22 protein-coding genes and 2 tRNA genes are annotated in these 26,401 nt (G+C 58.7%); 13 read left to right on the top strand and 11 right to left on the bottom strand.

Annotated features, from left to right (window positions below; genetic code table 11):
• Positions 1 to 254 precede the first annotated feature (254 nt).
• The 3 genes from ABJP42_RS07160 to ABJP42_RS07150 all read left to right on the top strand — a co-directional run bounded on the left by ABJP42_RS07160 (position 255) and on the right by ABJP42_RS07150 (position 4,060).
• Positions 255 to 1,808, top strand: a complete 1,554-nt coding sequence (locus ABJP42_RS07160; protein ID WP_490363195.1) for a trimethylamine methyltransferase family protein — start codon at positions 255 to 257, stop codon at positions 1,806 to 1,808.
• Between the two features lie 648 nt (positions 1,809 to 2,456).
• Positions 2,457 to 3,044, top strand: coding sequence for a heme NO-binding domain-containing protein (locus tag ABJP42_RS07155; RefSeq protein ID WP_348339643.1), 588 nt, complete (start codon positions 2,457 to 2,459; stop codon positions 3,042 to 3,044).
• Entirely contained in the window at positions 3,041 to 4,060 is a 1,020-nt protein-coding gene (locus ABJP42_RS07150; protein WP_348339642.1) for a diguanylate cyclase domain-containing protein, read from the top strand. The genes ABJP42_RS07155 and ABJP42_RS07150 overlap by 4 nt, the downstream gene beginning before the upstream one ends.
• A gap of 167 nt (positions 4,061 to 4,227) precedes the next feature.
• Here ABJP42_RS07150 and ABJP42_RS07145 read toward each other — a convergent pair.
• The 6 genes from ABJP42_RS07145 to ABJP42_RS07120 form a co-directional block, all read right to left on the bottom strand.
• Positions 4,228 to 4,302, bottom strand: a tRNA-Glu gene (locus ABJP42_RS07145).
• Positions 4,303 to 4,480: 178 nt separating this feature from the next.
• Positions 4,481 to 4,555, bottom strand: a tRNA-Glu gene (locus tag ABJP42_RS07140).
• 119 nt (positions 4,556 to 4,674) lie between these two features.
• Positions 4,675 to 6,420 (bottom strand): single-stranded-DNA-specific exonuclease RecJ, encoded by a 1,746-nt coding sequence (recJ, locus tag ABJP42_RS07135; protein ID WP_348339641.1) that lies wholly within the window; start codon positions 6,418 to 6,420, stop codon positions 4,675 to 4,677.
• Between the two features lie 118 nt (positions 6,421 to 6,538).
• A complete protein-coding gene (glpX, locus tag ABJP42_RS07130) occupies positions 6,539 to 7,525 on the bottom strand; it encodes a class II fructose-bisphosphatase (RefSeq protein ID WP_348339640.1) in 987 nt (328 codons plus the stop codon).
• Positions 7,526 to 7,687: 162 nt separating this feature from the next.
• On the bottom strand, positions 7,688 to 8,974 hold the full coding sequence (locus ABJP42_RS07125; RefSeq protein ID WP_348339639.1) for a homoserine dehydrogenase: 1,287 nt from the start codon (positions 8,972 to 8,974) through the stop codon (positions 7,688 to 7,690).
• Between the two features lie 144 nt (positions 8,975 to 9,118).
• Positions 9,119 to 9,382 carry a hypothetical protein gene (locus ABJP42_RS07120; RefSeq protein WP_348339638.1) on the bottom strand — a complete coding sequence of 88 codons (264 nt, stop codon included), beginning with the start codon at positions 9,380 to 9,382 and terminating at the stop codon, positions 9,119 to 9,121.
• A gap of 221 nt (positions 9,383 to 9,603) precedes the next feature.
• On the opposite strand from ABJP42_RS07120, the gene ABJP42_RS07115 reads away from it, so the two are divergent.
• Positions 9,604 to 10,191, top strand: coding sequence for a TetR/AcrR family transcriptional regulator (locus tag ABJP42_RS07115; RefSeq protein ID WP_348339637.1), 588 nt, complete (start codon positions 9,604 to 9,606; stop codon positions 10,189 to 10,191).
• 252 nt (positions 10,192 to 10,443) lie between these two features.
• Here ABJP42_RS07115 and ABJP42_RS07110 read toward each other — a convergent pair whose 3' ends face one another.
• Both ABJP42_RS07110 and ABJP42_RS07105 read right to left on the bottom strand, forming a co-directional pair.
• Positions 10,444 to 11,370 carry a pirin family protein gene (locus ABJP42_RS07110; protein WP_348339636.1) on the bottom strand — a complete coding sequence of 309 codons (927 nt, stop codon included), beginning with the start codon at positions 11,368 to 11,370 and terminating at the stop codon, positions 10,444 to 10,446.
• 86 nt (positions 11,371 to 11,456) lie between these two features.
• A complete protein-coding gene (locus ABJP42_RS07105; protein WP_348339635.1) occupies positions 11,457 to 12,665 on the bottom strand; it encodes a 4Fe-4S double cluster binding domain-containing protein in 1,209 nt (402 codons plus the stop codon).
• Between the two features lie 191 nt (positions 12,666 to 12,856).
• On the opposite strand from ABJP42_RS07105, the gene ABJP42_RS07100 reads away from it, so the two are divergent.
• Positions 12,857 to 13,336, top strand: a complete 480-nt coding sequence (locus tag ABJP42_RS07100; protein ID WP_348339634.1) for a hypothetical protein — start codon at positions 12,857 to 12,859, stop codon at positions 13,334 to 13,336.
• 17 nt (positions 13,337 to 13,353) lie between these two features.
• Here the strand turns inward: ABJP42_RS07100 and ABJP42_RS07095 are convergent, their stop codons facing one another.
• The 3 genes from ABJP42_RS07095 to ABJP42_RS07085 are packed head-to-tail and all read right to left on the bottom strand — an operon-like array spanning position 13,354 to position 16,127.
• Entirely contained in the window at positions 13,354 to 13,953 is a 600-nt protein-coding gene (locus tag ABJP42_RS07095) for a TadE/TadG family type IV pilus assembly protein (RefSeq protein WP_348339632.1), read from the bottom strand.
• Positions 13,954 to 13,956: 3 nt separating this feature from the next.
• Complete coding sequence (locus ABJP42_RS07090) at positions 13,957 to 14,478, bottom strand: TadE/TadG family type IV pilus assembly protein (RefSeq protein WP_490363194.1); 522 nt, start codon at positions 14,476 to 14,478, stop codon at positions 13,957 to 13,959.
• A gap of 20 nt (positions 14,479 to 14,498) precedes the next feature.
• Entirely contained in the window at positions 14,499 to 16,127 is a 1,629-nt protein-coding gene (locus ABJP42_RS07085; RefSeq protein WP_348339630.1) for a pilus assembly protein TadG-related protein, read from the bottom strand.
• A 346-nt stretch (positions 16,128 to 16,473) separates the two neighbouring features.
• Between ABJP42_RS07085 and ABJP42_RS07080 the strand changes: the two genes are divergently transcribed.
• The 8 genes from ABJP42_RS07080 to ABJP42_RS07045 form a co-directional block, all read left to right on the top strand.
• A complete protein-coding gene (locus ABJP42_RS07080; RefSeq protein ID WP_348339629.1) occupies positions 16,474 to 17,904 on the top strand; it encodes a Glu/Leu/Phe/Val family dehydrogenase in 1,431 nt (476 codons plus the stop codon).
• Between the two features lie 280 nt (positions 17,905 to 18,184).
• Positions 18,185 to 19,438, top strand: coding sequence for a sarcosine oxidase subunit beta family protein (locus ABJP42_RS07075; RefSeq protein ID WP_348339628.1), 1,254 nt, complete (start codon positions 18,185 to 18,187; stop codon positions 19,436 to 19,438).
• 93 nt (positions 19,439 to 19,531) lie between these two features.
• Positions 19,532 to 19,801 carry a sarcosine oxidase subunit delta gene (locus ABJP42_RS07070; protein ID WP_348339627.1) on the top strand — a complete coding sequence of 90 codons (270 nt, stop codon included), beginning with the start codon at positions 19,532 to 19,534 and terminating at the stop codon, positions 19,799 to 19,801.
• Positions 19,798 to 22,743 (top strand): sarcosine oxidase subunit alpha family protein, encoded by a 2,946-nt coding sequence (locus ABJP42_RS07065; RefSeq protein ID WP_348339626.1) that lies wholly within the window; start codon positions 19,798 to 19,800, stop codon positions 22,741 to 22,743. The genes ABJP42_RS07070 and ABJP42_RS07065 overlap by 4 nt, the downstream gene beginning before the upstream one ends.
• Positions 22,736 to 23,290 carry a sarcosine oxidase subunit gamma gene (locus tag ABJP42_RS07060; RefSeq protein ID WP_348339625.1) on the top strand — a complete coding sequence of 185 codons (555 nt, stop codon included), beginning with the start codon at positions 22,736 to 22,738 and terminating at the stop codon, positions 23,288 to 23,290. The genes ABJP42_RS07065 and ABJP42_RS07060 overlap by 8 nt, the downstream gene beginning before the upstream one ends.
• 36 nt (positions 23,291 to 23,326) lie before the next feature.
• Positions 23,327 to 23,665 carry a hypothetical protein gene (locus ABJP42_RS07055; protein ID WP_348339624.1) on the top strand — a complete coding sequence of 113 codons (339 nt, stop codon included), beginning with the start codon at positions 23,327 to 23,329 and terminating at the stop codon, positions 23,663 to 23,665.
• 1 nt (position 23,666) lies between these two features.
• On the top strand, positions 23,667 to 25,679 hold the full coding sequence (gene dnaG, locus ABJP42_RS07050) for a DNA primase (RefSeq protein WP_348339623.1): 2,013 nt from the start codon (positions 23,667 to 23,669) through the stop codon (positions 25,677 to 25,679).
• 126 nt (positions 25,680 to 25,805) lie between these two features.
• Positions 25,806 to 26,401: RNA polymerase sigma factor region1.1 domain-containing protein (locus ABJP42_RS07045; RefSeq protein WP_348339622.1), on the top strand; the 596-nt coding region annotated here is incomplete at its 3' end.

Genomic DNA, 26,401 nt, shown 5'->3' with positions numbered 1-26,401 from the left:
GGATTGGCTGGATAGCTAAGCCGGTTCTATTTGTATCTTTTTGACAAGACCTAAACGGCTGGGATTTGTGCCCGGTCGTTTGTTTTTGTGTGGGGACTGGGCACATCTGTACAGAAATATGGCCTGGCGCCTGGCTTTGGGTTGAAAACGACAAGATCTGTCGTGAACGGACAGGTTCAACCCGCGAGGATTGGGCCTGCTGAAGGGAAGAGCTGGGCCATGCCCAGGCATCGCGAATGTCCAGGGAGGTGACCATGGCACGGCAGACAGGCAGACGAGGGGGCGGGCGCGCTGGCGCTGCGGCGCGGCGTGGCAAGGCGGCTCTGCAGCAGATGCCCTGGTCGATCCCACAGAATATCGACCGTCCAATTGAGCCTTTGGGAGAGGAGGGGGTCGCAGCCATCCATGAAGGCGCTATGCGCATCCTTGAGGAGATCGGTGTGGTCTTTCTCAACCCCGAAGCGCTTGAGATCCTGAAACAGGCTGGCTGCCGGGTGGAGGGCGATCTGGTGCGGATGGATCGGGAGTTTGTGATGGAGATGCTGGGCAAGGCGCCCAGTCAGTTCACCATCACCCCGCGCAATCCAGAGAGGACCATTCCGATTGGCGGCACCAATATCCTGTTTGGCAATGTCTCCTCGCCGCCCAATTACTGGGATATGGATCTGGGAAAGAAAGTCGCGGGAAACCGTGAACAATGCCGCAACCTGCTGAAACTCACGCAGTATTTCAACTGCATCCATTTTGCTGGCGGCTACCCGGTGGAACCCGTCGATATTCATGCTTCTGTACGCCATCTCGATGTACTCTATGACAAACTGACCCTGACAGATAAGGCAATGCATGCCTACTCATTGGGCAAGGAACGGGTCGAAGATGTAATGGAGATGGTGCGCATCGCTGGTGGGCTGACAGAGGAAGATTTCCAGGCGACGCCGCGGATGTATACCAATATCAACTCCACCTCGCCGCTGAAACATGACCATCCGATGATTGATGGGTGCCTGCGGCTGATCCGCCGGGGGCAGGCGGTGGTTGTCTCTCCCTTTACGCTGGCGGGTGCTATGGCACCGGTGACCATGGCTGGCGCCGTGGCGCAGAGCCTGGCAGAGGCGCTTTGTGCCATTGCACTGTTTCAATATGTGCGCCCCGGCGCGCCCTGCGCCATTGGCACTTTTACCTCCAATGTGGATATGAAATCCGGCGCGCCTGCCTTTGGCACACCGGAATACATGCGCGCCACCCAGATGACTGGGCAGATGGCCCGCCACTATGGCTTGCCAATGCGCTCTTCGGGGGTCTGTGCGGCCAATGTGCCGGATGGGCAAGCGATGTGGGAGACATCCAACTCGCTATGGGCTGCGGTGCAATCGGGAACCAATATGGTCTATCACGCGGCTGGTTGGCTCGAGGGGGGGCTGATCGCCAGCCCGGAAAAATTCATTATGGATTGTGAAATTCTGCAGCAAATTCAGCGCTATATGCAGCCAGACATTTGCGCCACCGGCCCGGATGAGATCGCCCTGGATGCTGTGCGCGAGGTCGGAAATGATGGGCATTTCTTTGGCATTCAGCACACCCAGGACCGCTACACCACGGCCTTCTACCAGCCTTTCCTGAGCGATTGGCGTAACTATGAAGCCTGGGAAGCCGCTGGCGCAGTCTGGACACCAGAGCGGGCCAATAAGGTTTTCAAGAAGATCCTAGCTGATGTTGAAGCCCCGCCGCTGGAGGCTGCGATTCACGATGAATTGAAAGACTTCGTCGCACGGCGCAAAGCCGAAGGTGGCGCACCGACTGATTTCTGAAGGAGTTAAACCTTCAAAAAGGATCCCTTTTAAATTGTGTTGTGACGCGCGCGCATCTATCTTTACGTTAAGGTCAGCGGGGTGGACAAAGGTCGTCTGTCCAGCAGGGTACTTCTGCCTGCATCTGGTTTAAGCGCTTAACAAGGGGGGCTGTTTTTTTTCAATTTTTGGCAGGCTGGGGGCAGTTTTGCGGAAACTCGGGCGCGGTTTTTTTCCTCTGCGGGGGGGCGGCTTGAGGCCGACGGCTTCCGCGCCCTCAAACCTTGGAAACAAACCTGAGGCTCAGGCCAAGACCCACCTAGGGCAGAGCTCCGGTGTTTCGGGTGGAGAAACTCTTGTCACATTTTGGGCATCGGTGGTGTCATATTCTTCCTGGGCCGGACTTAAGGTGTATATTGGACGCACCCTTAGGGCATCGACAGCTGCGGATTGACGTGGCATGAAAGGAGCCACGTTTTGAGCGAAAGTGGAGTGCGTACAATTTAAACGGTGCTGGGGCGCAATTCGCTCCCCTTCTTGGAAAGAGGTCCAGTTTTGAGACAGAGATATTAAAAAAGATGGATCAATAAGTCCGTCAAACTTTAGATGTTGGGTGGATCTTAACGATCCGGCGCCAATTGTGAGCATAGAGAAACAAGGGGCCAATTGATGCATGGTCTGATCAACAGAGCAATTCAGGCCTTCGTCGCCAGTACCTACGGGGAAGAGCGGTGGAATGATGTCATGAATACTGCGGACCTTGGATTTTCTGAGTTTGAGGCGATGCTGATCTACACGGATGAGCAGTCTCAAAAGATGCTCTCTGCCATGGAAAAGGTGCTCGAGAGGCCGCTGCCAGAAATTCTGGAAGACACTGGCACCTTTATGGTGTCAAACCCTCAGGTCGAAGCCCTGCGTCGGCTGTTGCGCTTTGGTGGTGTCAACTACGTTGAATTCCTGCATTCTCTGGACGATCTTCCCGACCGGGCGCGGCTTGCCGTGGCCGATTTGCATTTGCCGGCGCTGGAGCTGGTGGAAAACTCTCCCGGCCAATTTGATTTGCTGTGTCAGCCAGGCCTGCCTGGTTTCTCTTATGTATTGATGGGGGTTCTGCGCGCCATGGCAGATGACTATGGCGATCTTGTCATTCTTGATTACCGCGGTGTGCAAGAGGGGGCCGAGGTGATCTCTGTCACCCTGGTCGAGACCGACTTTGCCGAAGGGCGGACCTTTGACTTGGGGGCACATAGCCTATGATGAACGAGGAAGAGTTGATCGCGATCGTCAATCGCGTCTGCCCCATGAATGTCATCGTTGATTCGAAAGGGCGTCTGCACACGGTCGGCCCAACTCTGCGGAAACTGCGTCCTGATCTTGAATGGGAAGGAAGGCGGTTCTTTCGGGTGTTTGATCTGGCGCGCCCGCGCTGGGTCCGCTCAATGGATGATCTGCTCAAGACCGCCGGAGCCAAACTACATTTGCAGTTTCGGGATGCCCCTCAAACAGGTCTGAAGGGTGTGCTTGTGCCGCTGCCAACTGGCGGTGCTTTGATCAACCTATCTTTTGGGATTTCCGTGCTCGAAGCCGTGCGCGACTATGACCTGACCAGCGCCGATTTTTCACCAACAGACCTGACCATCGAAATGCTCTATCTGGTTGAAGCGAAATCAGCCGCCATGGAGGCCTCCAGGCAGTTGAACACGCGCCTTCAGGGGGCCAAAATTGCTGCCGAAGAGCAGGCCTTTACCGATACATTGACAGGCCTCAAGAACCGCCGTGCGATGGATCACATCCTTGATCGCTTGATAGGATCCGGCACTGATTTTGCGCTGATGCATGTGGACCTGGACTTCTTCAAAGAGGTCAATGACACCCTTGGTCATGCGGCCGGCGATTCGGTTTTGCAAAATGTTGCAAAGGTTATGGTCGAATGCACCCGTCAGACGGATACCGTTGCCCGCGTGGGGGGCGACGAATTTGTTATCATTTTCGAGGGCGTCAATGAGCCCAAAGTCTTGGAGGCTCTGTCGAAGCGATTGATCAGTCGCTTGGAAGAGCCAGTCCCCTATGGCGGTCAGCTTTGTAAGGTTTCTGCCAGCGCGGGTACCACACTTTCTGTTTGGAACTCGGGCGCGGTCACTGCGGTGACAATGCTGCATCAGGCTGATTTGGCTCTTTATGAAGCCAAAAGACGGGGACGCTCTCGTCACCTGTTTTACGAAGATGGCATGCAAAAGGATGATGCCCAAGCGGCTCCTGACGCCGCCTCTTAGGCCTCTCTGCTCCCCCAAGTTCTGCTTAGAACTAAGGCGGAAAACTAGGCGTGACTGGGAAGCTCCGTGCCTCCAATCATCCCAGCCTTTTACAACAGCATTCACTCCGGCCGACAGAGGGTCCCAGGGCGTATGAAGGCAGGAGTTCAAAGATGCAGCGGGAGAAGTGGCAGCCCGTAGGGGAGTCGAACCCCTCTTTTCAGGTTGAAAACCTGACGTCCTAACCGATAGACGAACGGGCCACTGTTTCGTGTCGCTGTCATACTTAGTCATCGGGCGCTGCGCAAGAGGCAATTTCTGTAAATTGCCTACTTTTGTAGACCCGGTTAAGCCGTTGAACTAAATGTAACTTCACCATCTCCGGACCACCCCGAGGCGAAAACCCAAGAAGAGTTTTTTCAATTTCTTGGGAGAGTAAAGTGGCAGCCCGTAGGGGAGTCGAACCCCTCTTTTCAGGTTGAAAACCTGACGTCCTAACCGATAGACGAACGGGCCACTTGCTGTGGAGCGGTGTTTAGTTTCTCTGCGCCAAAGCCGCAAGATAAAAAAGACACCCAAGGGAAGTTTTTTTACCTGTACCAGCTAGGGCCTTAAAATCATGGGCTTCGGGCGGGTCAGCTGCTTTCTGCGGCATCCTCCAGGCGCAGTTGCGGGCTTTGCCGTCCCCCCCAGGTGTTGATTTCCAAGCGCCCTGCAAAATGGAATCGCGCCCCGCCATGCTCCAGCAACCTGGGTCCCAGTGCGGTGTCAAAGGCGCCAAAACAAATAGCGTCAAGCGTGCCGCCCATACCATCAGTCAGGGAAAGCTTCAGATGGGTCTCGCCAATGCGTTTGGCAAAGCGAACCGCCAGATCCGGAAACCCATAGCGCGGCGCCGGGGCTCCAGCCCCAAAAGGGCCGGCCTGTTCGATCTGTTCGATCAGATCAATTGAGGCGGCTCCCGGCATCAGCATGCCATCCAGCTTCAGATCCGAGGGGCCCAGGCTGTCTGCGCCCTGTTTGGCCAAAAGCGTACTCAGCCGCTCCATGGCAGCTTCCAGCTTGTCTTCTGCCAGGGTCAGCCCGGCGGCCATCTTGTGACCGCCGCCTTTGATCAGCAGCTCTTCGGCGGCGCAGCGCTGGATCGCAGCGCCCAGATCAATGCCGCTGACCGAGCGGCCAGAACCTTTGCCGGTCCCGTCCTGCAGACCAATAACCACCGCAGGACGTCCGGCGGCTTCTTTCAGGCGGGAGGCCACGATGCCAACCACGCCGGGATGCCAGCCTTCGCCCGCAGCCCAGACCAGCGGCGCATCAAAACCGCGCACTTCGGCCTGTTCCATCGCCGCCGCCCGCACTGCGTTTTCAATGTCACGCCGCTCAGTGTTGAGCTGATCCAACCGCTCCGCCAGAGCTGCGGCTTCATGCGGGCTCTCAGTCGACAACAGCCGCGCGCCAAGGTCGGCCTTGCCAATACGACCGCCAGCATTGACCCGCGGTCCCAGCAAAAACCCCAAATGATAGGTTGAGGGCGCGGCATCCATGCGCGAGACATCCGCCAGCGCTACCAGGCCGGGGCGTTGACGCGCCCCAAGCACTTTCAGCCCTTGGCGCACCAGTGCGCGGTTGGCGCCAATCAACGGGGCCACATCCGCCACGGTTGCAAGCGCCACCAGATCCAGCAGGCTGAGCAGATCCGGCCCGGTGCCCAGGCCTTTTTCGCGGGCCTGACGGCGGACCTCCACCAGCATCAAAAACACCACACCGGCAGCACAGAAATAGCCCAGCTCGCCGTCCTCATCCTGGCGGTTGGGGTTAACCACCGCCACGCAGTCGGGCAGGGTCTCACCACCAAGGTGGTGATCCAGCACAATGACATCTGCGCCCCTAGCTGCTGCAATCGGCCCATGCGAAAGGGTGCCGCAATCGACGCAGACAATCAGATCATGTCCGCGTGCCAGCCCCGCCATGGCGTCATCATTGGGGCCATAGCCCTCGTCGATCCGGTCCGGGATATAGAGCGTCGCCTGTAGCCCCATGGCGCGCAACCAGACAATCAGCAAGGCGGCAGAGCTGCCCCCGTCGACGTCATAATCGGCAAAGACGGCAATACGCTCCCGTGTCTCGACCGCTTGCAAGAAACGCGCGGCGGCTGCCTCCATGTCTTTCAGGCTGCGGGGATCCGGCAGCAGGTCTTTCAGCTGCGGAGTGAGAAAGCCCGTTGCTTCATGGGCAGGCACGCCGCGCCGGGCCAGTACCTGACACAGCGGTGCGGGCAGGCCAGTCTGCTGCACCATATGTTCAGCTGCACGCTCCAGATCAATGCCAAGCCCCAGCCAGCGGCGCCCGGTCAGTGATGCTTCAACCCCAAGAAAGCTCATTGCCCGTCCTCATCTATGAAAAAAGGCCAGACCCGAATGGATCCAGCCCTTCATTTGGCCCAAAATATCCCCGCCGGAGGCCGCGGCGCAAGCCGCTTTTACCTCCTGGCAGTAGTGATCAGCCTTCGACTGCATCCACTGGGGTGCGGTAAGACATACGGCGAACCGAGCCGGTCTTTGAGCGCATCAGAAGTGTGGTGGTTTCCACCCAGCCGGGCTGGCGCTTGATCTCGGGCAAGAGCGAGCCGCCGGTGACGCCGGTGGCGGCAAAGATCACATCCTGTGTCACCATCTCGTCGCGGGTATAGATCCGGTCCAGATCGGTAATACCTGCCTTGGCTGCGCGGCCCTTTTCATCATCGTTGCGGAACAACAGACGACCAAAGATCTGACCGCCCATACATTTCAGCGCCGCCGCTGCCAGAACCCCCTCGGGGGCGCCACCCTGGCCCATATACATATCGATGCCGGTGATTGCGGATTCGGCGCAGTGCATGACCCCAGCCACATCGCCATCAGTGATCAGGCGGATCGCCGCGCCGGTCTCGCGGACCTCGGCAATCATGGCCTCATGGCGGGGGCGTTCCAGAATGCAGACAGTGATGTCAGAGGGTTTGCAGCCCTTTGATGCAGCCAGAGCCTCGACGCGCTGCCGGGGCGACATATCCAGCGAGACAACGCCTTCGGGGTAGCCGGGGCCAATGGCCAGTTTGTCCATATAGGTGTCTGGTGCGTGCAGCATCGAGCCGCGTGGCCCCATGGCGATGACGGTCAGCGCATTGGGCATATCCTTGGCGGTCAGGGTGGTGCCTTCCAGCGGGTCCAGCGCGATGTCAACGCCGGGGCCATTTCCGGTGCCAACTTCTTCGCCGATATACAGCATCGGCGCTTCGTCGCGTTCGCCTTCGCCAATCACCACGACACCTTTGATGTCGAGCAGGTTCAGCTGTTCTCGCATGGCATTGACAGCAGCCTGGTCTGCGGCTTTTTCGTCACCACGGCCAATCAGCGAGGCAGAGGCCAGGGCGGCCTGTTCGGCCACTCGGGCGAGGCCCAGAGACAGCATACGGTCGTGGAAGGGGGCATCGGTGGGTGTCGCGGTCATACTCAATATCCTGTTACAATCCGGGCGGGCTGCCTGTCGCATAGCCTTTTGCAGGGGCGGCGGGCAAGGGATGATAGCGGTAGCTTCGGCAGGAAGGCGCGCGTTGTGCCCTGAAAGGAGCAGATTCGCGTGCCTCGCGCCGGTTTTGGGTGATTTTGGCCGTTATAGCTCTTCGATCCGCAGGGCCACGGGTTCCCCATCGACAACGCTGGCCTGGGCCAGGGCATCAAGGGCAACCTCAAGCGTCGCAGAGGTGCATTTATGGGTCACGATCAGCACCGGAGCGGTGGGCTCGGAATGGCCATATTGGCGCATCCGGTCGATGGAAATCCCCGCATCCCCAAGCGCAGAGGCCACTTTGGCAAGCGCGCCGGGTTTGTCCTGCAGAGCGAGGCGCAGATAATAGGGCGCGGGCAGGCCGGTCTGGGCTGCGGGGATATCCTGCAATGTGGTGGCCGGCTGGCCAAAGGTGGCAATGCGCAGCCCCCGTGCCAGATCGCAGATATCGCCGAGCACGGCGCTGGCAGTGGGGCCTTCACCAGCGCCAGGTCCGCGCAGCACCACCTGTTCAACCGCGTCGCCTTCGATCACCACCATATTGGTGCCGCCTTCCAGCTGACCCAGTGGCGAATTCGCCGGCACCAGACAGGGCGTCATGCGCTGTTCCAGGCCACGGGCGGTGCGCTGTGCGACCCCCAGCAATTTGATCCGGTAGCCCATATCGGCAGCATGGCGGATGTCATCAATGGCAATACGCTGGATGCCTTGCAAAACCACATCGTCAAAGGCGGGCTTGCTGCCAAAGGCGATGGATGACAGCAAGGCCAGCTTGTGCCCGGCGTCAATGCCGCCGACGTCGAGATTGGGATCCGCCTCGAGGTAACCAAGGCGTCCACATTCCTCAAACAGGGTGTTGTAGCCGTCGCCGGTGGCCTCCATCCGGGTCAGAATATAGTTACAGGTTCCGTTCATCACCCCCATGATGCGGCTGACCTGATTGCCAGCCAGACCTTCGGTGAGGGATTTTACCACCGGGATGCCGCCAGCAACGGCGGCTTCAAAACGGATCACTTGCCCGGCGGCCTCGGCCTGTTCGGCCAGGGTCTGACCGTGGATGGCCAAGAGCGCCTTATTGGCAGTCACCACATCCTTGCCAGAGGCCAGGGCGGCTTCGGTGGCCTCTTTGGCGGGGCCGTTATGGCCGCCCATCAGTTCAACAAAGACATCCACATCATCGCGTTTGGCCAGGGCCACCGGATCGCTTTCCCAGGCGTAGCCTGTGAGAGCAACACCGCGGTCTTTTTCCGCGTCGCGGGCGGAGACTGCGGTGATCACCACAGGGCGGCCGGTGCGCAACTCCAGCATGTCAGCCTGACGACGGATGATTTTCACCACGCCAACGCCAACCGTACCCAAACCTGCAATCCCAAGACGAAGCGGTTTTGTCATAGCCGGAGATCCTTTTTGTTCCATATGTTCTGCTCCGCCTTAGCGGGTTCGGAGAATGGGTGCAACGGCGCTGCCCAAGTGGGAGGTGAAATCACGGCTCATTGTGGTGGTGGGGGGGAAGAGATGCTCGCCTGATGGGCGGCGCTAGTTTGTTGCCCGGCGCAGGGCTTCGGCGCGGCGCTCCAGACTGTTGCTGCGTGCCTCGAGGTTTTCTTTCAGCTCTAGACTTTGCTCTTGGGGAGCAGGAAGCAGCGGGACCATGTCCTCGATCGGCTTGAGCGTGGGGTAGTCCGCATCGCGCAGATCTGGCGTCAGCACATCGTCCAGTTCTGGCTCATTACTGCAGCCCGACAGGCCGGTAAAGGCAAGGCTGGCGCAGAGAAACATCAGGGGCAGGGCGCGGGGCATAGTGACAATCCTTTGACTGTCCCCTTGATGCACAATCAAGCCCATGGGTTCAAGCCAGAGGTTCGGAGGGCAGTCCGGTTGCAGCCCCGGTTGCAAGTCGGCTGCAAGGCAGTCGCGCGATTTTTCGGATCTGCGGTGTTTTTGAGCTTTCACCGGGTTCAGCCTGCGCAAAGCTGCCTTGGGGTCTTTTTTCTGAACGAATGTTCAGTTAGCGTCCTTTCATGGCACGTACCCAGGGTTCTCATTCCGATATCACCGGCCCGCGCATTCGCAGCGCGGCGCTGAGCCTGTTTGCGCAGCATGGCTATGCGGCGGTTTCAATGCGCCAGATCGCCAAGGAGGTTGGGGTGCAGGCCGGTGCCCTGTATAACTATACCCCTGATAAACAGAGCCTGCTGCATTCCCTGATGGAGGGCCATATGCGCGAGCTTCTGGCGGCCTGGGAGGGGCAGGAGAAACCGGCTGACGCGCTGGCGCGGCTGGAGAGCTTTGTGCGCTTTCACATCGGGTTTCACATGCAGCGCCCCGATGCGGTTTTTATCGCCTATATGGAGCTGCGCAACCTGAGCGAAGAGAACTTTGCCGCCATCGAGACCCTGCGCCGCGCCTATGAGGATGCGCTGGAAGCGGTGCTGAAACAGGGGGTTGCTGCGGGCCAGTTCACTGTTCCCGATACCAAGATCGCCACCCTGGCGGTGATTGCCATGCTGAACGGGGTAATGACCTGGTATCGCAGCGGTGGCCGTTTGTCCTTGGATGAGGTGGAAAGCGTTTACTGGGACATGGTGCGCAAATCTGTCACCACCTGAGCGCCTGTTTTAGGTGGTCAAAAGGAGCGCTACCGCGCGAGTCTATTCTGCTGGGGGAGAGGTGATGGGATTATCTGACCTTGAGACGGATCGAGAGCCAGGTGGGAATGGGCTGAGAAGGCTCTGACGGGCAGATCTGCCCATCCGAGCCATTTTCCAGTTTAAGTAGTTTCGCGCGTCAAGGACAGGCCGCCTGTGCAGGCGGGGCCTGCGGCCTCCTTGACTCGCGGGGACCAGGCGCCAGTCTGCGGTTCAATGGCCGGGGGCGATGAAGGTTCCGTTGCGCAGGTCTTTGAAAGCCTGTTGCAGTTCAGCCTTTGTGTTCATCACGATAGGCCCGTGCCAGGCGACGGGTTCGTCAATGGGCGCACCTGAGACCAGAAGAAACCGAAGCCCCTGGGGGCCGGCCTGCACGGTGACCTCATCGCCAGTGCCAAACCGCACCAAGGTACGGTCTCCGGAGAGGTCACGAATATTCACCTCCTGGCCAGCGACTTCCATTTCCAACAGGATGCCCTGAGGAGCGGAGGCATCGACAAAGGCGCCAGCGCCTTCAAAGACATAGGCAAAAGCACGGCGGTAGGTATCGATGCGGAAGGTTTTGGTCACTCCGGCGGGCACCGAGATATCGAGATACTGCGGGTCGGCGGCGATGCCGTCCACAGGGCCGCGTTTGCCCCAGAATTCACCGGTGATCACCCGCACCCGGGTGCCGTCATCATCGGTGATCTCAGGAATTTCCTGTGCCGCAACATCCTGATAGCGCGGGGCGCACATCTTTTGATCCGCAGGCAGATTGCCCCAGAGTTGGAAGCCGTGCATCTGACCGGAGGCGTTGCCGCGTGGCATTTCCTGATGCAAAATCCCGGAGCCTGCGGTCATCCATTGCACATCACCCGCGCCCAGGCTGCCGGTATTGCCCAGGGAATCGCTGTGTTCAACCTCGCCGGAGAGTACATAGGTGATGGTCTCGATGCCGCGATGCGGATGCCAGGGAAAGCCCTGCAGGTAGTCTTCGGGGTTTTCATTGCGAAAATCGTCAAACAGCAAAAAGGGATCCAGCTCGCTGGGGTCCTGGAAGCCAAAGGCACGGTGCAGTTTGACGCCAGCGCCTTCGAGTGTTGGGCGGGCGGCGCGCGTTTCCAGGATGGGGCGCGGGGAAGAGGGGCTGAGCGACATGGCGGATCTCCTGTGCGGGTGGGTGGTTCAGAGATAGGTTCCTATTGGAACTCACGAAACACCCAGGAAATCACCATCTCTGTGCATCACTGCACATCCTTTTTTGATCGTTGGCTGCCATTTTGGTCCTGTGCCCACCAGCTGCCCGGTTTGACGCGAGTGCCATGGTTGCGGGCCAGACGCAGCGCCAGCCTGCGGAACCGCGACAGCGCCAGCCGCAGCCAGAGCCGATTGTGAAGTTTAGCGAAATCGCGATTGAAGGGGCAAACCCGCATGCAGATGGCGCAGTCCGAGGCCATTTTTGCCCAAAAGGAAAAGCACTTTTCAGCGTCCGAGGTCCATTTCTTCACGCCTTTGATTGCCGAGATGTTTTCGCCGCCTTCTTCTGGTGCGCCAAAGGGCAGCGCTTTGACAGGGCAGGCATCGGCGCATTTGGTGCAGATGTCGCAGAAGGCCCGCACGCCTTGGGGTTTGGGCGCATCATGGGTGAGCGGCAGGTTGGTGAAGATCTTGGAGAACCGCAGCCGCGGACCAAATTCGGGGGTGATCACCATCTGATTGCGGGCATATTCGCCGAGCCCGGCCTTGACCGCATAGGGGATCACCAGCCCGGTGTCGTTCATCGAGGGCACCGCCTCATAGCCGAGATTGCGGATATAGGCCGCCAGCTGCATCACCACGGCGGCTTCGTGGCTGTATTCACGCCCCGTGGCCGCACCCGCCAGGGCAGAAGGGTAGGTGGCAACCAGATCTGCCTCCATTTCGTGACCCAGAACAATGACAGTGTTCAATCCTCCGGGTAGATCATGCGGTGCCTCAGAAAAGTCGCGGGTATCGACGCGAGAGCTGTAAAGCCAGCGTTCATCCAGATCGGTGATGCCACAGAGGTCGGCGCCAAAGAAACGTGAGATACGCTTTACCTCTGTGCTCATGCGGCAGGGGTCGTCGATCTCCACCGGATCAGGGGCTACCGGAGTGTCGCTTTGGATGGCGGCTTGAAATCCTTCTCGGATGCCGTCCTCACCGCGCCGATTAGAGATCACATCTGAGACCAGCCAGGCGGCGTTGCGCAGGGCAAAATCGCGTTGTGTAAACCCATCGCCCCGTCGCGGTGCGGCCTCCATCCGGTAAGAGGCAAAGAATTTGGCGCTGTGTTTTGACTTCACCTTTGGGTCCCAAAAGGCGCGGGTGAAGATGTCGTTGCGCTGGGTGAAGCGTTCAAAATTCTCGGAGACCTCAATCCCGGCTGCGGCATCGGTGTCTTGGCGGGGGTGGGTGTTTTTGGGCCAGCTCATGTCAGGACGGTAGTGAGGTCACAGGGCGCAGACAATAGGTGCGGTGGAATTCTTTGGCCAAGCTGTGCCGCCCTGAAACGATGAGAATGGACATGCCAGAGAGCGGGGCTGTTCGTTTTGAACAAATCAGGCTATGTCCCAGCGCAAGACTGGGGCCAAGCGCGCTCTGGGTGATGGCAGGAGAGCGACGAATGACAGATGAAGTTCTGGTGACAGTAGAGGCCTCGGGGCTGCGGCGCATCATGGGGGTGGCCATGTTGGGCACCATTGGTGTGGCCCTGCTCTATGTCGCAGTCTCCAAGCCGCCGTCGATGTTCTGGTTGTTGTTTGTGCTGGTCATTGGGGTTGGGGCGCTGTGGCTTTCGGTGCGTATGTGGCAGGCCACCAGCCACCGGATCGAGCTGACCGAAGAAGAGCTGCGCTGCACGGATGGCACGGTTATCGCGATGGTCGCGGATATCGAAGCCATCGATCGCGGCTTTTTTGCCTTTAAGCCCTCAAATGGGTTTTTGATCCGCACCAGCACACCAAGGGCACGGGTTTGGCTGCCGGGCCTGTGGTGGCGTGCGGGTCGTCGGATTGGCATTGGCGGAGTGACGCCAGGATCGCAAAGCAAGACAATGTCAGAGATACTGGCGGCGATGATCGCGCAGCGCAGCCTGAAATCCTAACCGCTACGCTGTCTCATTTAATCAGTGTCATCGGTGCCGTCATCATGGCCGCTGCCAGCGCTGGATTCACCTTCAAAAAGCACCTGCGGCGCAAAACGCGGACGGGTGAAGACAAAGTTGTTGATGTCCAATTCCGGCAGGCCAACGCGGAAGGCCGGGGTCATCTCGTTGCGGGTCTCAACCAGGATGACGCGTTCCTCGTCCGGCATGGTGGGCAGTTGGGTCTCAACTTCGGAGATATTGGCATCCGTCCAAGCCACCAGAGAGCTGCCACGCACCCGCGACCAGTCCACATAGTAGCGATTGTTGTCTTCGTCCCAGCGCACCACTGAAATCCGCAGGGTGATCTGCGAATCTGAGCGGATCAGCAGTTTGCTCATCTCATACATGCTGTCGATATAGGTCTCGTTCAGCGTAGCAGTTTCCCGGGAAATCAAATCCGAGATGGTATAGGCGGCCTTTAGATTGACGGTCTCCTGACGGAAGGCGTCAAAGAAGGTGTAAATTGCTGCAAACAGCCAGAGCAAAAGGGGGGCGTAGATGGCAAATTCGACCGTGACTGTGCCCTCGGTTTTTCGGGCAAAGGCGCGCAGGCGTCTGATCAGGGATGAAAACATGATTTACCTCGGTTCCTGAACAAAGGCGGACACGGCCACCAGGCTGACCAGCCCCTCGGGGTCGGCTTTTGCAAGGTCCTCGCCCAGACCCCAGTCAGAGAAAATGGGTTTGAAACGCATGCAGGCGCGGATCAGCATCAGATCGTTTGATTCACCACTGTCCGAAAATCCCCGGACAGGCAGAATTTCCTCGGGCTTGCTGATGCAGTCGGGCTGTTCATTGACCCCGACCCAGGCAAAAGGATCCAGCTGTACCATCTCCAGTCGCAGCGAAGTGGCGCAGTTATCAATGAAACCTGAAATGTCACAGATCTGGTCGCGAACGACATCGTGCTGCGGAGCGGCGCCGGTGGTCAGGCGAATATCCCTGACGGCGATGTCCAGCGCGCGCTCCAACTGGGATTGCCGCAGGATCACAAAACCCAGCTCCACCGTGGAGATCAGGAACATAAAGAACAGAGGCATCAGGATGGCAAATTCGACGGTCACGGTGGCGTCCGTGTCCTTGCGAAAACGCCGGAGCATCTTATGGGCAGAGGAGAGGATCATTGGGTCAACCTCAGCTGGCGGATCGAGGTGGCGATCGAGGCAAAGGCGTCCTTGATCTCTAGCCCGTCGACGTCAAAGTAATGCGCATCGGTGCTGGCGCAGTCACGCAGAACCGCAACCCCGTCACTGGGCGCTTCAAAGCCGATGGTGTAGACAACGATGCCTTGATCCTTGGCGGCTTCGCAGACGCTGCGGGTACGGGCGTTTTTGGTCGAGTTGCCATAGGAATCCCAGACGTCATAATACCATTCATCGCGGGCGTCGTAGTAGTTCATCCATTCGTCAAAGACACGCTTGTAAAGGTACTTCAACGAGGTGCGCGCGAACAGCTCGGCATAGCTCAGGTGAACTGCGGTGCCGGCCTCGCCGCTGCCATTACCATATGGGTGATCATACCAGCTGTTGTTGTAGTGAAAGTAATAGCGCCCGCCATATCTGGAATCATAGGTCGAATAGGACTGATAGTAAGAGTTATACCAGACGCCGGAGTTGCCCTCGCGATGGGGGTCAGTAACGTAGTATTGGGATGTGTTTTGGCCATCGGTCATCAACACAATGATCTTGATGGTGTCAGCGTCCGAGTATTCCGCAGGCCGGGCGGTGAAATCACCGGGTACAATGGCGCCGGTACCGGTGGAGATAGCCGAAATTGCCGGGCGCGCTGAAGGGTCCAGCAGGGCGGTGCCCCATTTCATGCCGATATCGATCGAGGTGTTGCCCCCGGCCGAGAGGTTTTGAATGAAGGTCTTTAGGGTTTCGGCATCTTTTTGCAGCGGCAAGATTTCCCGTGAGCTGCGCTCATCGCAGACAGGGCTGCTGACCAGCCTGGATGGGTTATATGTTCTTTTGTCGTAGCTGCTGGAGCCCCATGGCGTAAAATGCATGGTTCGGTCCAGGGTTGTCGTCGTGGACAGGTTTGCGCTGCTGAACTGAGAACTTTCGAAATTGATGCAGTTCGAGTAGTCGTTGGTCCCTACCGTGTTGTATTGCCCTATTAATTCATCAGGCAATGAAACCTGGGTCGCATAGGGTACAACCGAGATCGACATTTTGCCGTCTGTGGTATTAGCCACCATGGTATCGATAAAATCTCTGGCCGCGACCTTGAGGTTGCTGAGGCGGCTGTTGGAACTCATGGAGCCGGAGACATCCAGAACCAGCGAGATTTCCAGCTCATCAATGCTCTCTTCTGCCTTGGAAGTCGCATAGATCGGCATGTCGGTACCGCCAGAGAATTCGATCAGATGGGCGTCAAAGGTGGCGTTGATCGTGGCCTGAACCCGTTTGTAGCCCAACCCGGATTCCACAATTGGCGCAGAGTAGTATTCTCCCAGACCCGCCTTGTTCAGATAGTCCTGTACCACAACGGCGGGGCTTTGGGTCTGGTCCAGATCAGCCGCCGCCAGAACCGCGCGGTCCAGGGTGTATTGCAGCACCGTGCGATCGCGCTCCAGGCGCATAAGGTCAACGCCAATGCCGCCCACGGCCAGCATGGCCAGGAAGAAGGCAATGGTCGGATAGGCCATGACGCCGCTTTCGTCGCGGCGGAATGCGCGCAGCTTTTGCGCTCCCCTTTGCAGAACAAAGGAAGGCAGAGCCGTAGCGGTCTTGAAGCGCGGGGTCATAAACAACAGCCTCTTCGGTCCCCCAAACACGGGACATAGGAGTGGAACGGGTTTTCGTCTCGTTCATATTTGGTTTGGGAAGATGGCGGAAATGGGGCGGCGGTAAGTCCATTTAGTTTCAATTTTCTTAATAAGATAGGCAATCCGCTGGCGGAGGATGGATTGTTTCCGCCCGAAAGACCTTTCGCGGAAGCTGCCGGTTTTGAAGAAGCCGAATCGCTTAGTATTTAGATTTTGATGAATTTTTGGAATGGAATGGTCAAAAAGGTCGCACTCTTTAAACTTCCGTGCATAGAGTTGCCGTAACGATAGGAATCAGTCGTTGAAAGAGTACGGAGAACCGCCGATGAGCAGCCCCCAAGAACCAAGCTTCCGTGAGAGCGTTGACCTCATGTTCAACAGGGCGGTTGCCCTGATGGATCTGCCGCCGGGGCTGGAAGAGAAAATCCGGGTCTGCAATGCGACCTACACGGTGCGTTTTGGCGTGCGTCTGCGTGGCGAAATGCAGACCTTTACTGGCTATCGCTCGGTGCATTCCGAACATATGGAGCCGGTCAAGGGCGGTATCCGCTATGCCATCAATGTGCACCAGGACGAGGTTGAGGCGCTTGCAGCGCTGATGACTTACAAATGCTCCCTGGTCGAAGCTCCGTTTGGCGGCTCCAAAGGCGGGCTTTGCATTGATCCGCGCAAATACGAAGAGCATGAGCTGGAGCTGATCACCCGTCGTTTTGCCTATGAGCTGGCAAAACGCGACCTGATCAATCCCAGTCAGAACGTGCCTGCCCCGGACATGGGCACCGGCGAGCGTGAGATGGCTTGGATTGCCGATCAGTATCAGCGCATGAACACCACTGACATCAACGCCAAGGCCTGCGTCACTGGCAAGCCGTTGAATGCTGGCGGTATCGCGGGTCGGGTCGAAGCCACCGGGCGTGGCGTGCAATATGCCCTGCGTGAATTCTTCCGCCATCCCGAGGATGTGGCCAAGGCCAAGATGGAAGGCAAACTCAAAGGCAAGCGCGTGATCGTGCAGGGGCTCGGCAATGTGGGCTACCACGCGGCCAAGTTCCTCAGTCAAGAAGATGGCTCGCTGATCACCGGCATTATTGAACGCGATGGCGCGCTCTACCGCGCCGAAGGCCTCGATGTTGAAGCGGTGCACAACTGGATTGTCAAACATGGCGGCATCGCGGGCTACCCCGATGCAACCCTGTTGGATGACGGCGCTGAGCTGCTGGAAAAAGAATGTGACATTCTGATCCCGGCGGCCCTGGAAGGGGTGATCAACCTCACCAATGCTGACCGTATCAAAGCACCACTGATCATCGAGGCCGCCAATGGCCCAGTGACCGCCGGTGCCGATGAGATCCTGCGCAACAAGGGCACAGTGATCATTCCGGATATGTATGCCAATGCCGGCGGTGTGACGGTGTCCTACTTTGAGTGGGTCAAGAACCTCAGCCATATCCGCTTTGGCCGGATGCAGCGTCGCCAGGAAGAGGCGCGTCACCAGCTGGTGGTCGATGAGCTGGAAGGCCTGTCGGAAAGCATGGGAAAAACCTGGAGCCTGAACGAAGACTTCAAAGAGAAGTATCTGCGCGGTGCCGATGAGCTGGAGCTGGTCCGTTCGGGTCTCGATGACACCATGCGGATTGCCTATCAATCGATGCGCGAAGTCTGGCACAGCCGAGACGATGTCACCGACCTGCGCACCGCTGCCTATCTGGTCTCGATCAGCAAGGTGGCTGCCAGCTACCGTGCCAAGGGGTTGTGATCTCACGCCCCTTTTGAGCAACGACAACCGGAAAGAGATTTGCGGCGGGCCTAAGGCCCGCCGCATCTTTTTTGACCCAAGCGATTTTTGCGTCAACCCATGTCGCATCCGGTACTGGACATTATTGCCCACTCTGCGGCCAACTGCAGGCAAGAGCTTGCCGGTTGCTCAAAAATAGCAGCGGAGGGCTAGGCGGCTTGTGGCAAAGCCGTTAGCAATATCACAGGTTTATCTTCGTCGATCAGCCTATTTGGGTCGAGGAATGCAGGGGAGAGGCAGGATGCGGTTTTCGGGGTGGCGGGTGCTCAAGGAAGGGCTGACCGGCAACAAGGGCTGGGGCCCGCATTGGCGTGATCCGGAGCCCAAGCGCGACTATGATGTGGTGATCATTGGCGGCGGCGGTCACGGGTTGGCCACGGCCTATTATCTCGCCGCCGAACATGGGATTACCAATATTGCGGTGCTGGAAAAAGGCTACCTTGGCGGTGGCAACGTCGGCCGCAATACCACCATTGTGCGGGCGAATTACTATTTGCCGGGCAATTCCGAGTTCTATTCGCATTCGCTGCGGCTCTGGGAGAGCCTGGAGCAGGAGCTGAATTACAATGCGATGATGTCGCAGCGCGGGATTCTGAACCTGTTTCACAATGACGGTCAGCGCGATGCGGCGGTGCGCCGGGGCAATTCGATTATCAATCAGGGTGATGATGCGGAACTGCTGGATCGCGAAGGGGTGCGCAGATTGGCGCCCTATCTGAACTTTGACAACAACCGCTTCCCCATCCAAGGGGCGCTGATGCAGCGCCGGGCCGGGACTGCGCGCCATGACGCGGTGGCCTGGGGCTTTGCCCGCGGGGCGGATATGCGCGGGGTGGATCTGATCCAGAACTGTGAAGTGACCGGTATTGATATCGACGGCGGCAAGGTCACGGGGGTGCAGACTGCGCGTGGCCCCATCAAGGCCAAGAAAGTAGCCCTGGCTGCCGCCGGGCGTTCTGGTCAGGTGGCGGCTCTGGCCGGGTTAACTCTGCCAATCGAGAGCCATGTGCTGCAGGCCTTTGTCTCGGAAGGGGTGAAGCCGTTGATTGATCAGGTGATCACCTTTGCCGAGGGGCATCTTTACATCAGCCAGTCGGACAAGGGCGGGCTGGTCTTTGGCAGCTACCTGGATTTCTACAGTTCTTACGCGGCACGCGGCAATCTGCCGATGGTGGAACATACTATGGAGACCTGTGTCGCCATGGTGCCGGCCATCAGCAAAGCACGGCTATTGCGCAGCTGGGGCGGCATTATGGATATGACCCCGGATGGCTCGCCCATTATTGATCATGCGCCCATCGAGGGTCTCTATCTGAATTGCGGCTGGTGCTATGGCGGCTTCAAAGCGACCCCTGGGTCTGGGAATGCCTATGCGCATCTGATCGCCACCGATCGTCCCCATGGTGCGGCGACCAAGTTCAAACTGGATCGGTTTCGCAGCGGTCATGGCCTGATGGATGAGGAGGGGACCGGTGCGCAGCATAATCTGCATTGAGTTTTCTGATCTGGCCGCAACAGGGGGCGCTGCCCCCTCGGCCCAGGGGCCTCACCCCCGGAATATTTTTGGAAAGATGATGGGGGAAGCATCATGAGAATTGCCTGTCCGATCTGTGGTGAGCGTGACCGCCGCGAGTTTTACTACAAAGGGGCGGCTCTGGAGCGGCCGGAAGCGGAGGCCAGCCTTGAGGAATGGCATGCGCATGTGAATCTGCGGCAAAACCCTGCCGGGGTATTGGCGGAGCTGTGGTATCACGAGATGGGCTGCGGCAGTTGGCTTTCTGTGACACGCAATACAGTCACTCATGAGATCCTGGAGGTGGAGCTGGCCTCGACCTCCGGACTAGGAGAGGCAATATGAGGATTGCGGGCAAAGGCAGTGTTGCCGACGGTAAGCCGATCAATTTTAACTTTAACGGCCGGCAGCTTATGGGGCTGGAAGGAGACACGCTGGCCTCGGCACTGTTGGCCAATGATATTCACCTGGTGGGGCGGTCCTTTAAATACCATCGACCACGGGGCATTTTGACTGCGGGCAGCGAAGAGCCCAATGCGCTGGTGACCCTGGGCCATGGGGCCGTGCAGGATCCCAATCAGCGCGCCACCACTCAGGAGTTGTTTGAGGGATTGCAGGCGCGCAGTCAGAATTGCTGGCCTTCGGTTGAGCATGATCTGATGGCGGTGAACAATCTGGCGGCGCCTTTCCTGAGTGCGGGTTTTTACTACAAGACTTTCATGTGGCCGGCGGTGTTTTGGGAAAAGCTTTATGAGCCACTGATCCGCCGGGCTGCGGGGCTGGGGGCGCTTTCGGCTGAGGCGGATACGGATCGCTACGAGAAGGCCTATGCGTTTTGTGATCTCCTAGTGGTGGGATCAGGTCCTGCGGGGCTGATGGCGGCGCTGACCGCCGGGCGGGCTGGTGCGGATGTTTTGCTTCTGGAGGAGGACAGTCGTCTAGGGGGGCGCCTGTTGGCAGAGCAGGAAGAGATTGACGGGAAACCGGCCAGGATCTGGCGAGAGGCGGCGCTGGCGGAGCTGGAGGCCTTGGACAATGTCCGGTTGATGCGCCGAACGGCCGTGACTGGCGCCTATGATCAGGGCACCTATGGCGCTTTGGAACGGGTGGGGCATCATGCGCCACGGCAGCATTCCCTGAAGGGCAGCCACCTGCCGCGCGAGTGTTTCTGGCGTATCGCCGCCAAGCGCTGTGTCTTGGCGGCCGGCGCTATTGAACGCCCGGTGGCCTTTCGCAACAATGACCGGCCGGGAGTGATGATGGCCAGCGCGGTGCGCGCCTATCTTAATCGGTGGGGGGTCTCCCCTGGTGAGCGGGTGACGGTTTTTGCAAATAATGACGATGCCCATCGTACGGCGCGGGATCTGGTCGAGACCGGGGTGCATCTGGCCATGGTGATCGACAGTCGCCACGACGCGCCGGACAGCGATCTCTATCCGGTTCTGAAGGGGGCGCAGGTCTGCGACACCAGTGGTGGCAAGCGGTTGGAGAGCATCACGGTTCGTTCGGTGCGGGGCGAAGAGCGGATCCAGACAGATTGTCTGGCCATGTCGGGTGGATGGAACCCCTCGGTACATCTGACCTGTCACCTGAACGCGCGCCCAACCTGGCGGCGGGACCTGCTGAGTTTTGTGCCCGAAGTGGACGCGGTGCCGGGGATGCGCGCTGCCGGGGCTTGCAATGGTAATTTCACCACCCAGGGTGCTCTGGAAGAGGGCGCAAATGCGGCCAATGCCGCGCTCGTGGAACTTGGGTTGCAGCCGGTGGAGATGGGCCTGCCTGTGGCGGAGGAGGCACCCTACCGGATTGCGCCGCTTTGGGCGGTGCCGGGGAAAGGCCGCGCCTGGCTTGATTTTCAAAACGACGTCACCGTCAAGGATGTGACACAGGCCGCAGGAGAGAATTTCCGTTCGGTCGAGCACATGAAGCGCTACACCACCCAGGGCATGGCAACGGATCAAGGTAAAAACTCTAATGTGGCGGCGCTGGCAGTGCTGGCGGATGTCACCGGACGGTCCATTCCGGAAACCGGCACCACGACCTTCCGGCCGCCTTTTGTACCGGTGGCGATTGGGGCCATGGGCGCCGGGGCGGCGGACCAAGGGTTCAAGCCGCAGAGGTTTCTGACCTCGCATGAAACTGCCGAAGAGCGCGGTGCCAGTCAGCTGGAGGTCGGCCTGTGGTACCGCGCCGCCTATTTCCCCAAACCGGGTGAGAGTAATTGGCGACAGTCCTGTGACAGGGAAGTCATGTCGGTGCGCCAGGCTGTGGGGGTCTGCGATGTGTCCACATTGGGCAAGATCGACATCCAGGGGCCGGATGCGGCCAAGCTGTTGGATTTTGTCTATACCAATAGCTTCAGCACGCTGAAGCTTGGGCGGGTACGCTATGGGCTGATGCTGCGCGAAGATGGGTTTATCATGGATGATGGCACCTGCGCACGGTTGGGGGACAATCACTACGTGATGACCACCACCACTGCGGCGGCGGGCGCGGTCATGGCCCATCTGGAGTTTACTTCCCAGGTGCTGCGCCCCGAATGGGATGTGCGCTTTACTTCGGTGACAGAGCAATGGGCACAGTTTGCCATTGCCGGGCCAAAGGCGCGGGAATTGCTCAATGGATTGCTGGACATTGCGATCGACAGCGAGAGCTGGCCTTTCATGGCCTGCGGTGAAGTCTCGGTCATGGGGGGCAAAGGCCGGTTGTTCCGGATCTCCTTCTCTGGCGAAGAGGCCTATGAGTTGGCCCTGCCAGCGCGTTATGGCGACAGCCTGTTCCGCAGCCTGCTGGCCCGTGCCGAAGGGCTGGGCGGTGGCGCCTATGGCATGGAAGCTCTGAATGTGTTGCGGATCGAAAAAGGATTTATCACTCATGCCGAGATCAATGGCACAGTGACGGCGCATGATCTCGGCATGCAGGGCATGCTGTCGAAAAAGAAGGACTTCATTGGCAAAGCCATGGCCCATCGTCCCGGTCTGGTGGCGGAGGACCGCATGCAGATGGTTGGTTTGAAACCCATCGGGGCGGTCAAGGAATTGAGCGCAGGCGCGCATCTGTTTGACCCCTTGGACCCTGTGGAGCGGGTGCACGACCAAGGCTATGTCACTTCGGCGGGATTTTCACCGCTGATGGGACATATGATTGCGCTGGGCTTTTTGAAACAAGGCAGGGGACGCATTGGAGATGAGATCCGCTTGGTCGACCATATGCGCGGCATCGACACGCTGTGCGAGGTGGTAGAGCCGGTGTTTTTTGATCCGGAAGGAGAACGAACCCGTGGCTGAATTGCTTGCTAAAACCGCCTGTGACGGGCTGGCTCCACTCACAATCGGAGCACTGTCCTTGAGCGAAAGCACCGCTCAGATCCTGACCACGCTTGCGCCTTTTCGGGGGCAGGAAAAGACGCTGGGCAAGGCGCTGAAGGCAGCCCACGGATTGGGCTATCCTCGTCCACAGGGATCGACCAAATCGACCAAGAAAAAGGCGGCGCGGGCCATCTGGTTTGGTCGTGACATGGCCCTGCTGATCGGACCTGAACCAGATCCCGAGCTTGCACAACATGCAGCGTTGACGGATCAGAGCGACGGTTGGGCGGTGCTGGAACTGGAAGGGACGGGGGCCGAAGAGGTTCTGGCGCGGCTGTGCCCTGTTGATCTGCGCCTCTCGCGTTTTGGTATTGGCGCTTCCCTGCGCACCGAGGCGAAACACATGATGGCCTCAGTCACACGGTTGAAAGAAGATTGCTTTCAGATCATGGTTTTCCGATCCATGGCGCGAACTTTGCACCATGATCTCAAAACAGCGATGGAAGCCCAGGCGGCGCGGGGGTAATCTCCCCGGATCATCAACTGATTCCGGGAGCGATCCATGATCCGCATCACCCTTGCCGCCATTCTTTTGGCTGCACCTGCCTATGCCGCTGAAAACAAAGAAGACAGCTGCAAATACCAGGGCCAGGTCATGGCCGCAGTTCAGGCGGCGCGTCTGGACCGTGTCAAAGAGGCTGATGCCGAGCAGAGCATTCTGGACAGCGAACCGGAATGGCCGGAACAGTATTCCAAAGCCATCCCACAGCTGGTCTCGCATATCTACGCGATGAAGCGCCGGGATCTGAAAGCCGCTGAGCTCGGACCCATTCTGGAACAGCAATGCCTGGAGAACTGGGAGCAGATTCAGGAAATGAAACGCCAGCTGAACTCTAACTGATATGTCTTTGACGCCTGGATTCATGGATGAATTGCGCAGCCGGGTCAGTATCGCTGATGTTGTCGGCCGCAAAGTCATGTGGGACCAGCGCAAATCAAATGTCGGCAAGGGTGACCTCTGGGCACCTTGCCCCTTCCATCACGAGAAAAGCGCGTCGTTTCATGTGGATGACCGCAAGGGCTATTACTATTGCTTTGGCTGTCAGGCCAAGGGCGATGCGCTGAAGTTTGTCCAGGAGACCGAAAACGTCGGCTTTATGGAGGCGGTGGAGATCCTGGCCCGCGAGGCAGGCATGGAGATGCCCGCCCGGGACCCGAAGGCCCAGCAGAAACAGGACCGTCGCACGCTTTTGATTGAGGTCATGGAGCAGGCGGTGCAGTTTTTCCGTCTGCAGCTCAAGACCAACACCGCAAGCCAGGCCCGCAGTTATCTGCAAGGCCGTGGTCTGACGCCGCCGGCGCTGGACCGCTGGGAGATTGGCTTTGCACCCGATGGCTGGCAGAACCTCTGGGATCATCTGCGCGGCAAGAATGTCCCCGAAGACCTGATTATGGCCGCCGGTCTGGCCAAGCCCTCGACCAAGGGCGGGCGATCCTATGATACCTTCCGCAATCGGATCATGTTCCCGATCCGGGATGCGCGCGGGCGCGCCATTGCCTTTGGCGGCAGGGCGATGGATCCCAACGACAATGCCAAATATCTGAACTCGCCCGAGACCGAGCTGTTTGACAAGGGGCGTAGCCTGTACAATCACGCGCCCGCCCGCGCTGCTGCGGGTCGCGGCACGCCGCTGATCGTAGCCGAAGGCTACATGGATGTGATTGCCCTCTCGGAAGGAGGCTTTCAATCCTCTGTTGCGCCGCTGGGTACGGCGGTGACGGAAAACCAGTTACAGCTGATGTGGCGGATGGCCGACGAGCCGATTATTGCGCTGGATGGCGACACTGCTGGCCTGCGCGCCGCCATGCGGTTGATCGATCTGGCTCTGCCGCTGTTGCAGGCCGGAAAGTCCCTGCGTTTTGCCATCATGCCTGACGGGCAGGACCCGGATGATCTGATCAAAAGCAAAGGCCCCGAGGCAGTGCAGGCGGTGCTGGATCAGGCGATGCCGATGGTTAAGCTGCTGTGGCAGCGCGAAACCGAAGGCAAGATCTTTGACAGCCCAGAACGCAAGGCCTCCCTCGATAAGGCGCTGCGCGAAAAGATCAAACTGATCCGCGATCCTTCTATTCGCAAACATTATGGCGAAGACATCAAGGACCTGCGCTGGGAGCTGTTTCGCGGCAACCGTCCGGAAGGGCGGGACCGCGAATTCCAGACCGGCGATACGGGCGGCTCCTGGAAACCGGGGCAGAAAAGAGGCTTTGGCGATGGCGGGCGCAGATCCTGGAAAGGGCGGTCTGTCACCCCGGCGCCGCTGGCCAGCACCCGCAGCTCTTTGGTGGCAGCGGCAGATGACGCGGAACTGGCACGGGTGCGCGAGGCGGTGGTTCTGGCCGTGGCCATTGCGACCCCGGATGTGATTGGCGAATTCGAGAGCAATCTGGAACGGATGCGCTGTGTCGACACGAATTTGGCGCGGCTGCGCGACCAAGTGTTGCGTTTTGGCATCGATACGCCGCTGGATCTGAAAACCCGGATCTTGGAAAACCTTGGGGCTCAGACCCTTGAAAACCTGATGGCGCTTCGCCATGTGGCAATCATCCCCTGCCTGCGCAGACCCAGCGATTTGGATGCGGCCCGTCAGACCCTGGCCGAAGAATTTGCCAAGCTGGAAGCTCTGCGAGGGTTGGACGCAGAACTGGCTGAGGCCGAAGAAGACCTGACAGGCTTGGCGGATGAGGCTTTGACATGGAGGTTGAAACAGGCCGCCGAAGCCCGAAACCGTGCCGTGCGCAGTGAGAATGAGGATAAGGCCAACTTTGATGTGGGCGAGAATGGCGCGCGCCTCGATCGTGAGGAACTCGACGCTTTTGGCGCCCTTTTGGACAGGATCGGCTTCTCCCAAAAGTGATTCGTACGGCCAAAGTGTCGTTTTGCTAAGGAAGAGCCAAAGAAAATTCGCTAAACCGGGTGACGAATCACATGATCGCGCTAATGATTCGGCATCCGAATCGCCCAGCCTCTTAGGGAGCAATGAATGGCCGCCAAAGATAACGACGACCGTAAGCCTGACGATCAGGACGCTGAAATCTCGCTGGACATGAGCCAGGCTGCGGTCAAGAAGATGATCGCCGAAGCCCGTGAGAAGGGCTACATTACCTATGATCAGCTCAACCAGGTGCTGCCGCCCGATCAGGTCAGCTCGGAGCAGATCGAAGATGTGATGTCGATGCTTTCAGAGATGGGCATCAATATTATCGAAGATGAGGAAGTCGAAGAGGAAGAGCAGAAGGGCTCGACTGAACTGGTTTCCGCCGATAGCCCGCGCGAAGTTGCCGTTGCAGGCGCTGCCTCCGAAAAACTGGACCGCACCGATGATCCGGTGCGCATGTATCTGCGCGAAATGGGCACCGTTGAGCTGCTCAGCCGCGAAGGCGAGATCGCCATTGCCAAGCGCATCGAGGCCGGCCGCAACACCATGATCGCCGGGCTTTGCGAAAGCCCGCTGACTTTCCAGGCGATCACCATCTGGCATGACGAACTTCTCTCTGAGGATATTCTGCTGCGCGACGTCATCGATCTGGAGGCTACCTTTGGCAACCAGATGGACGAAGACGGTGAAACCGAAGAACC

The organism is Pseudophaeobacter sp. (assembly GCF_039971195.1).
Classification (GTDB): domain Bacteria; phylum Pseudomonadota; class Alphaproteobacteria; order Rhodobacterales; family Rhodobacteraceae; genus Pseudophaeobacter.
This window is presented reverse-complemented; position numbering and strand designations above follow the sequence as displayed.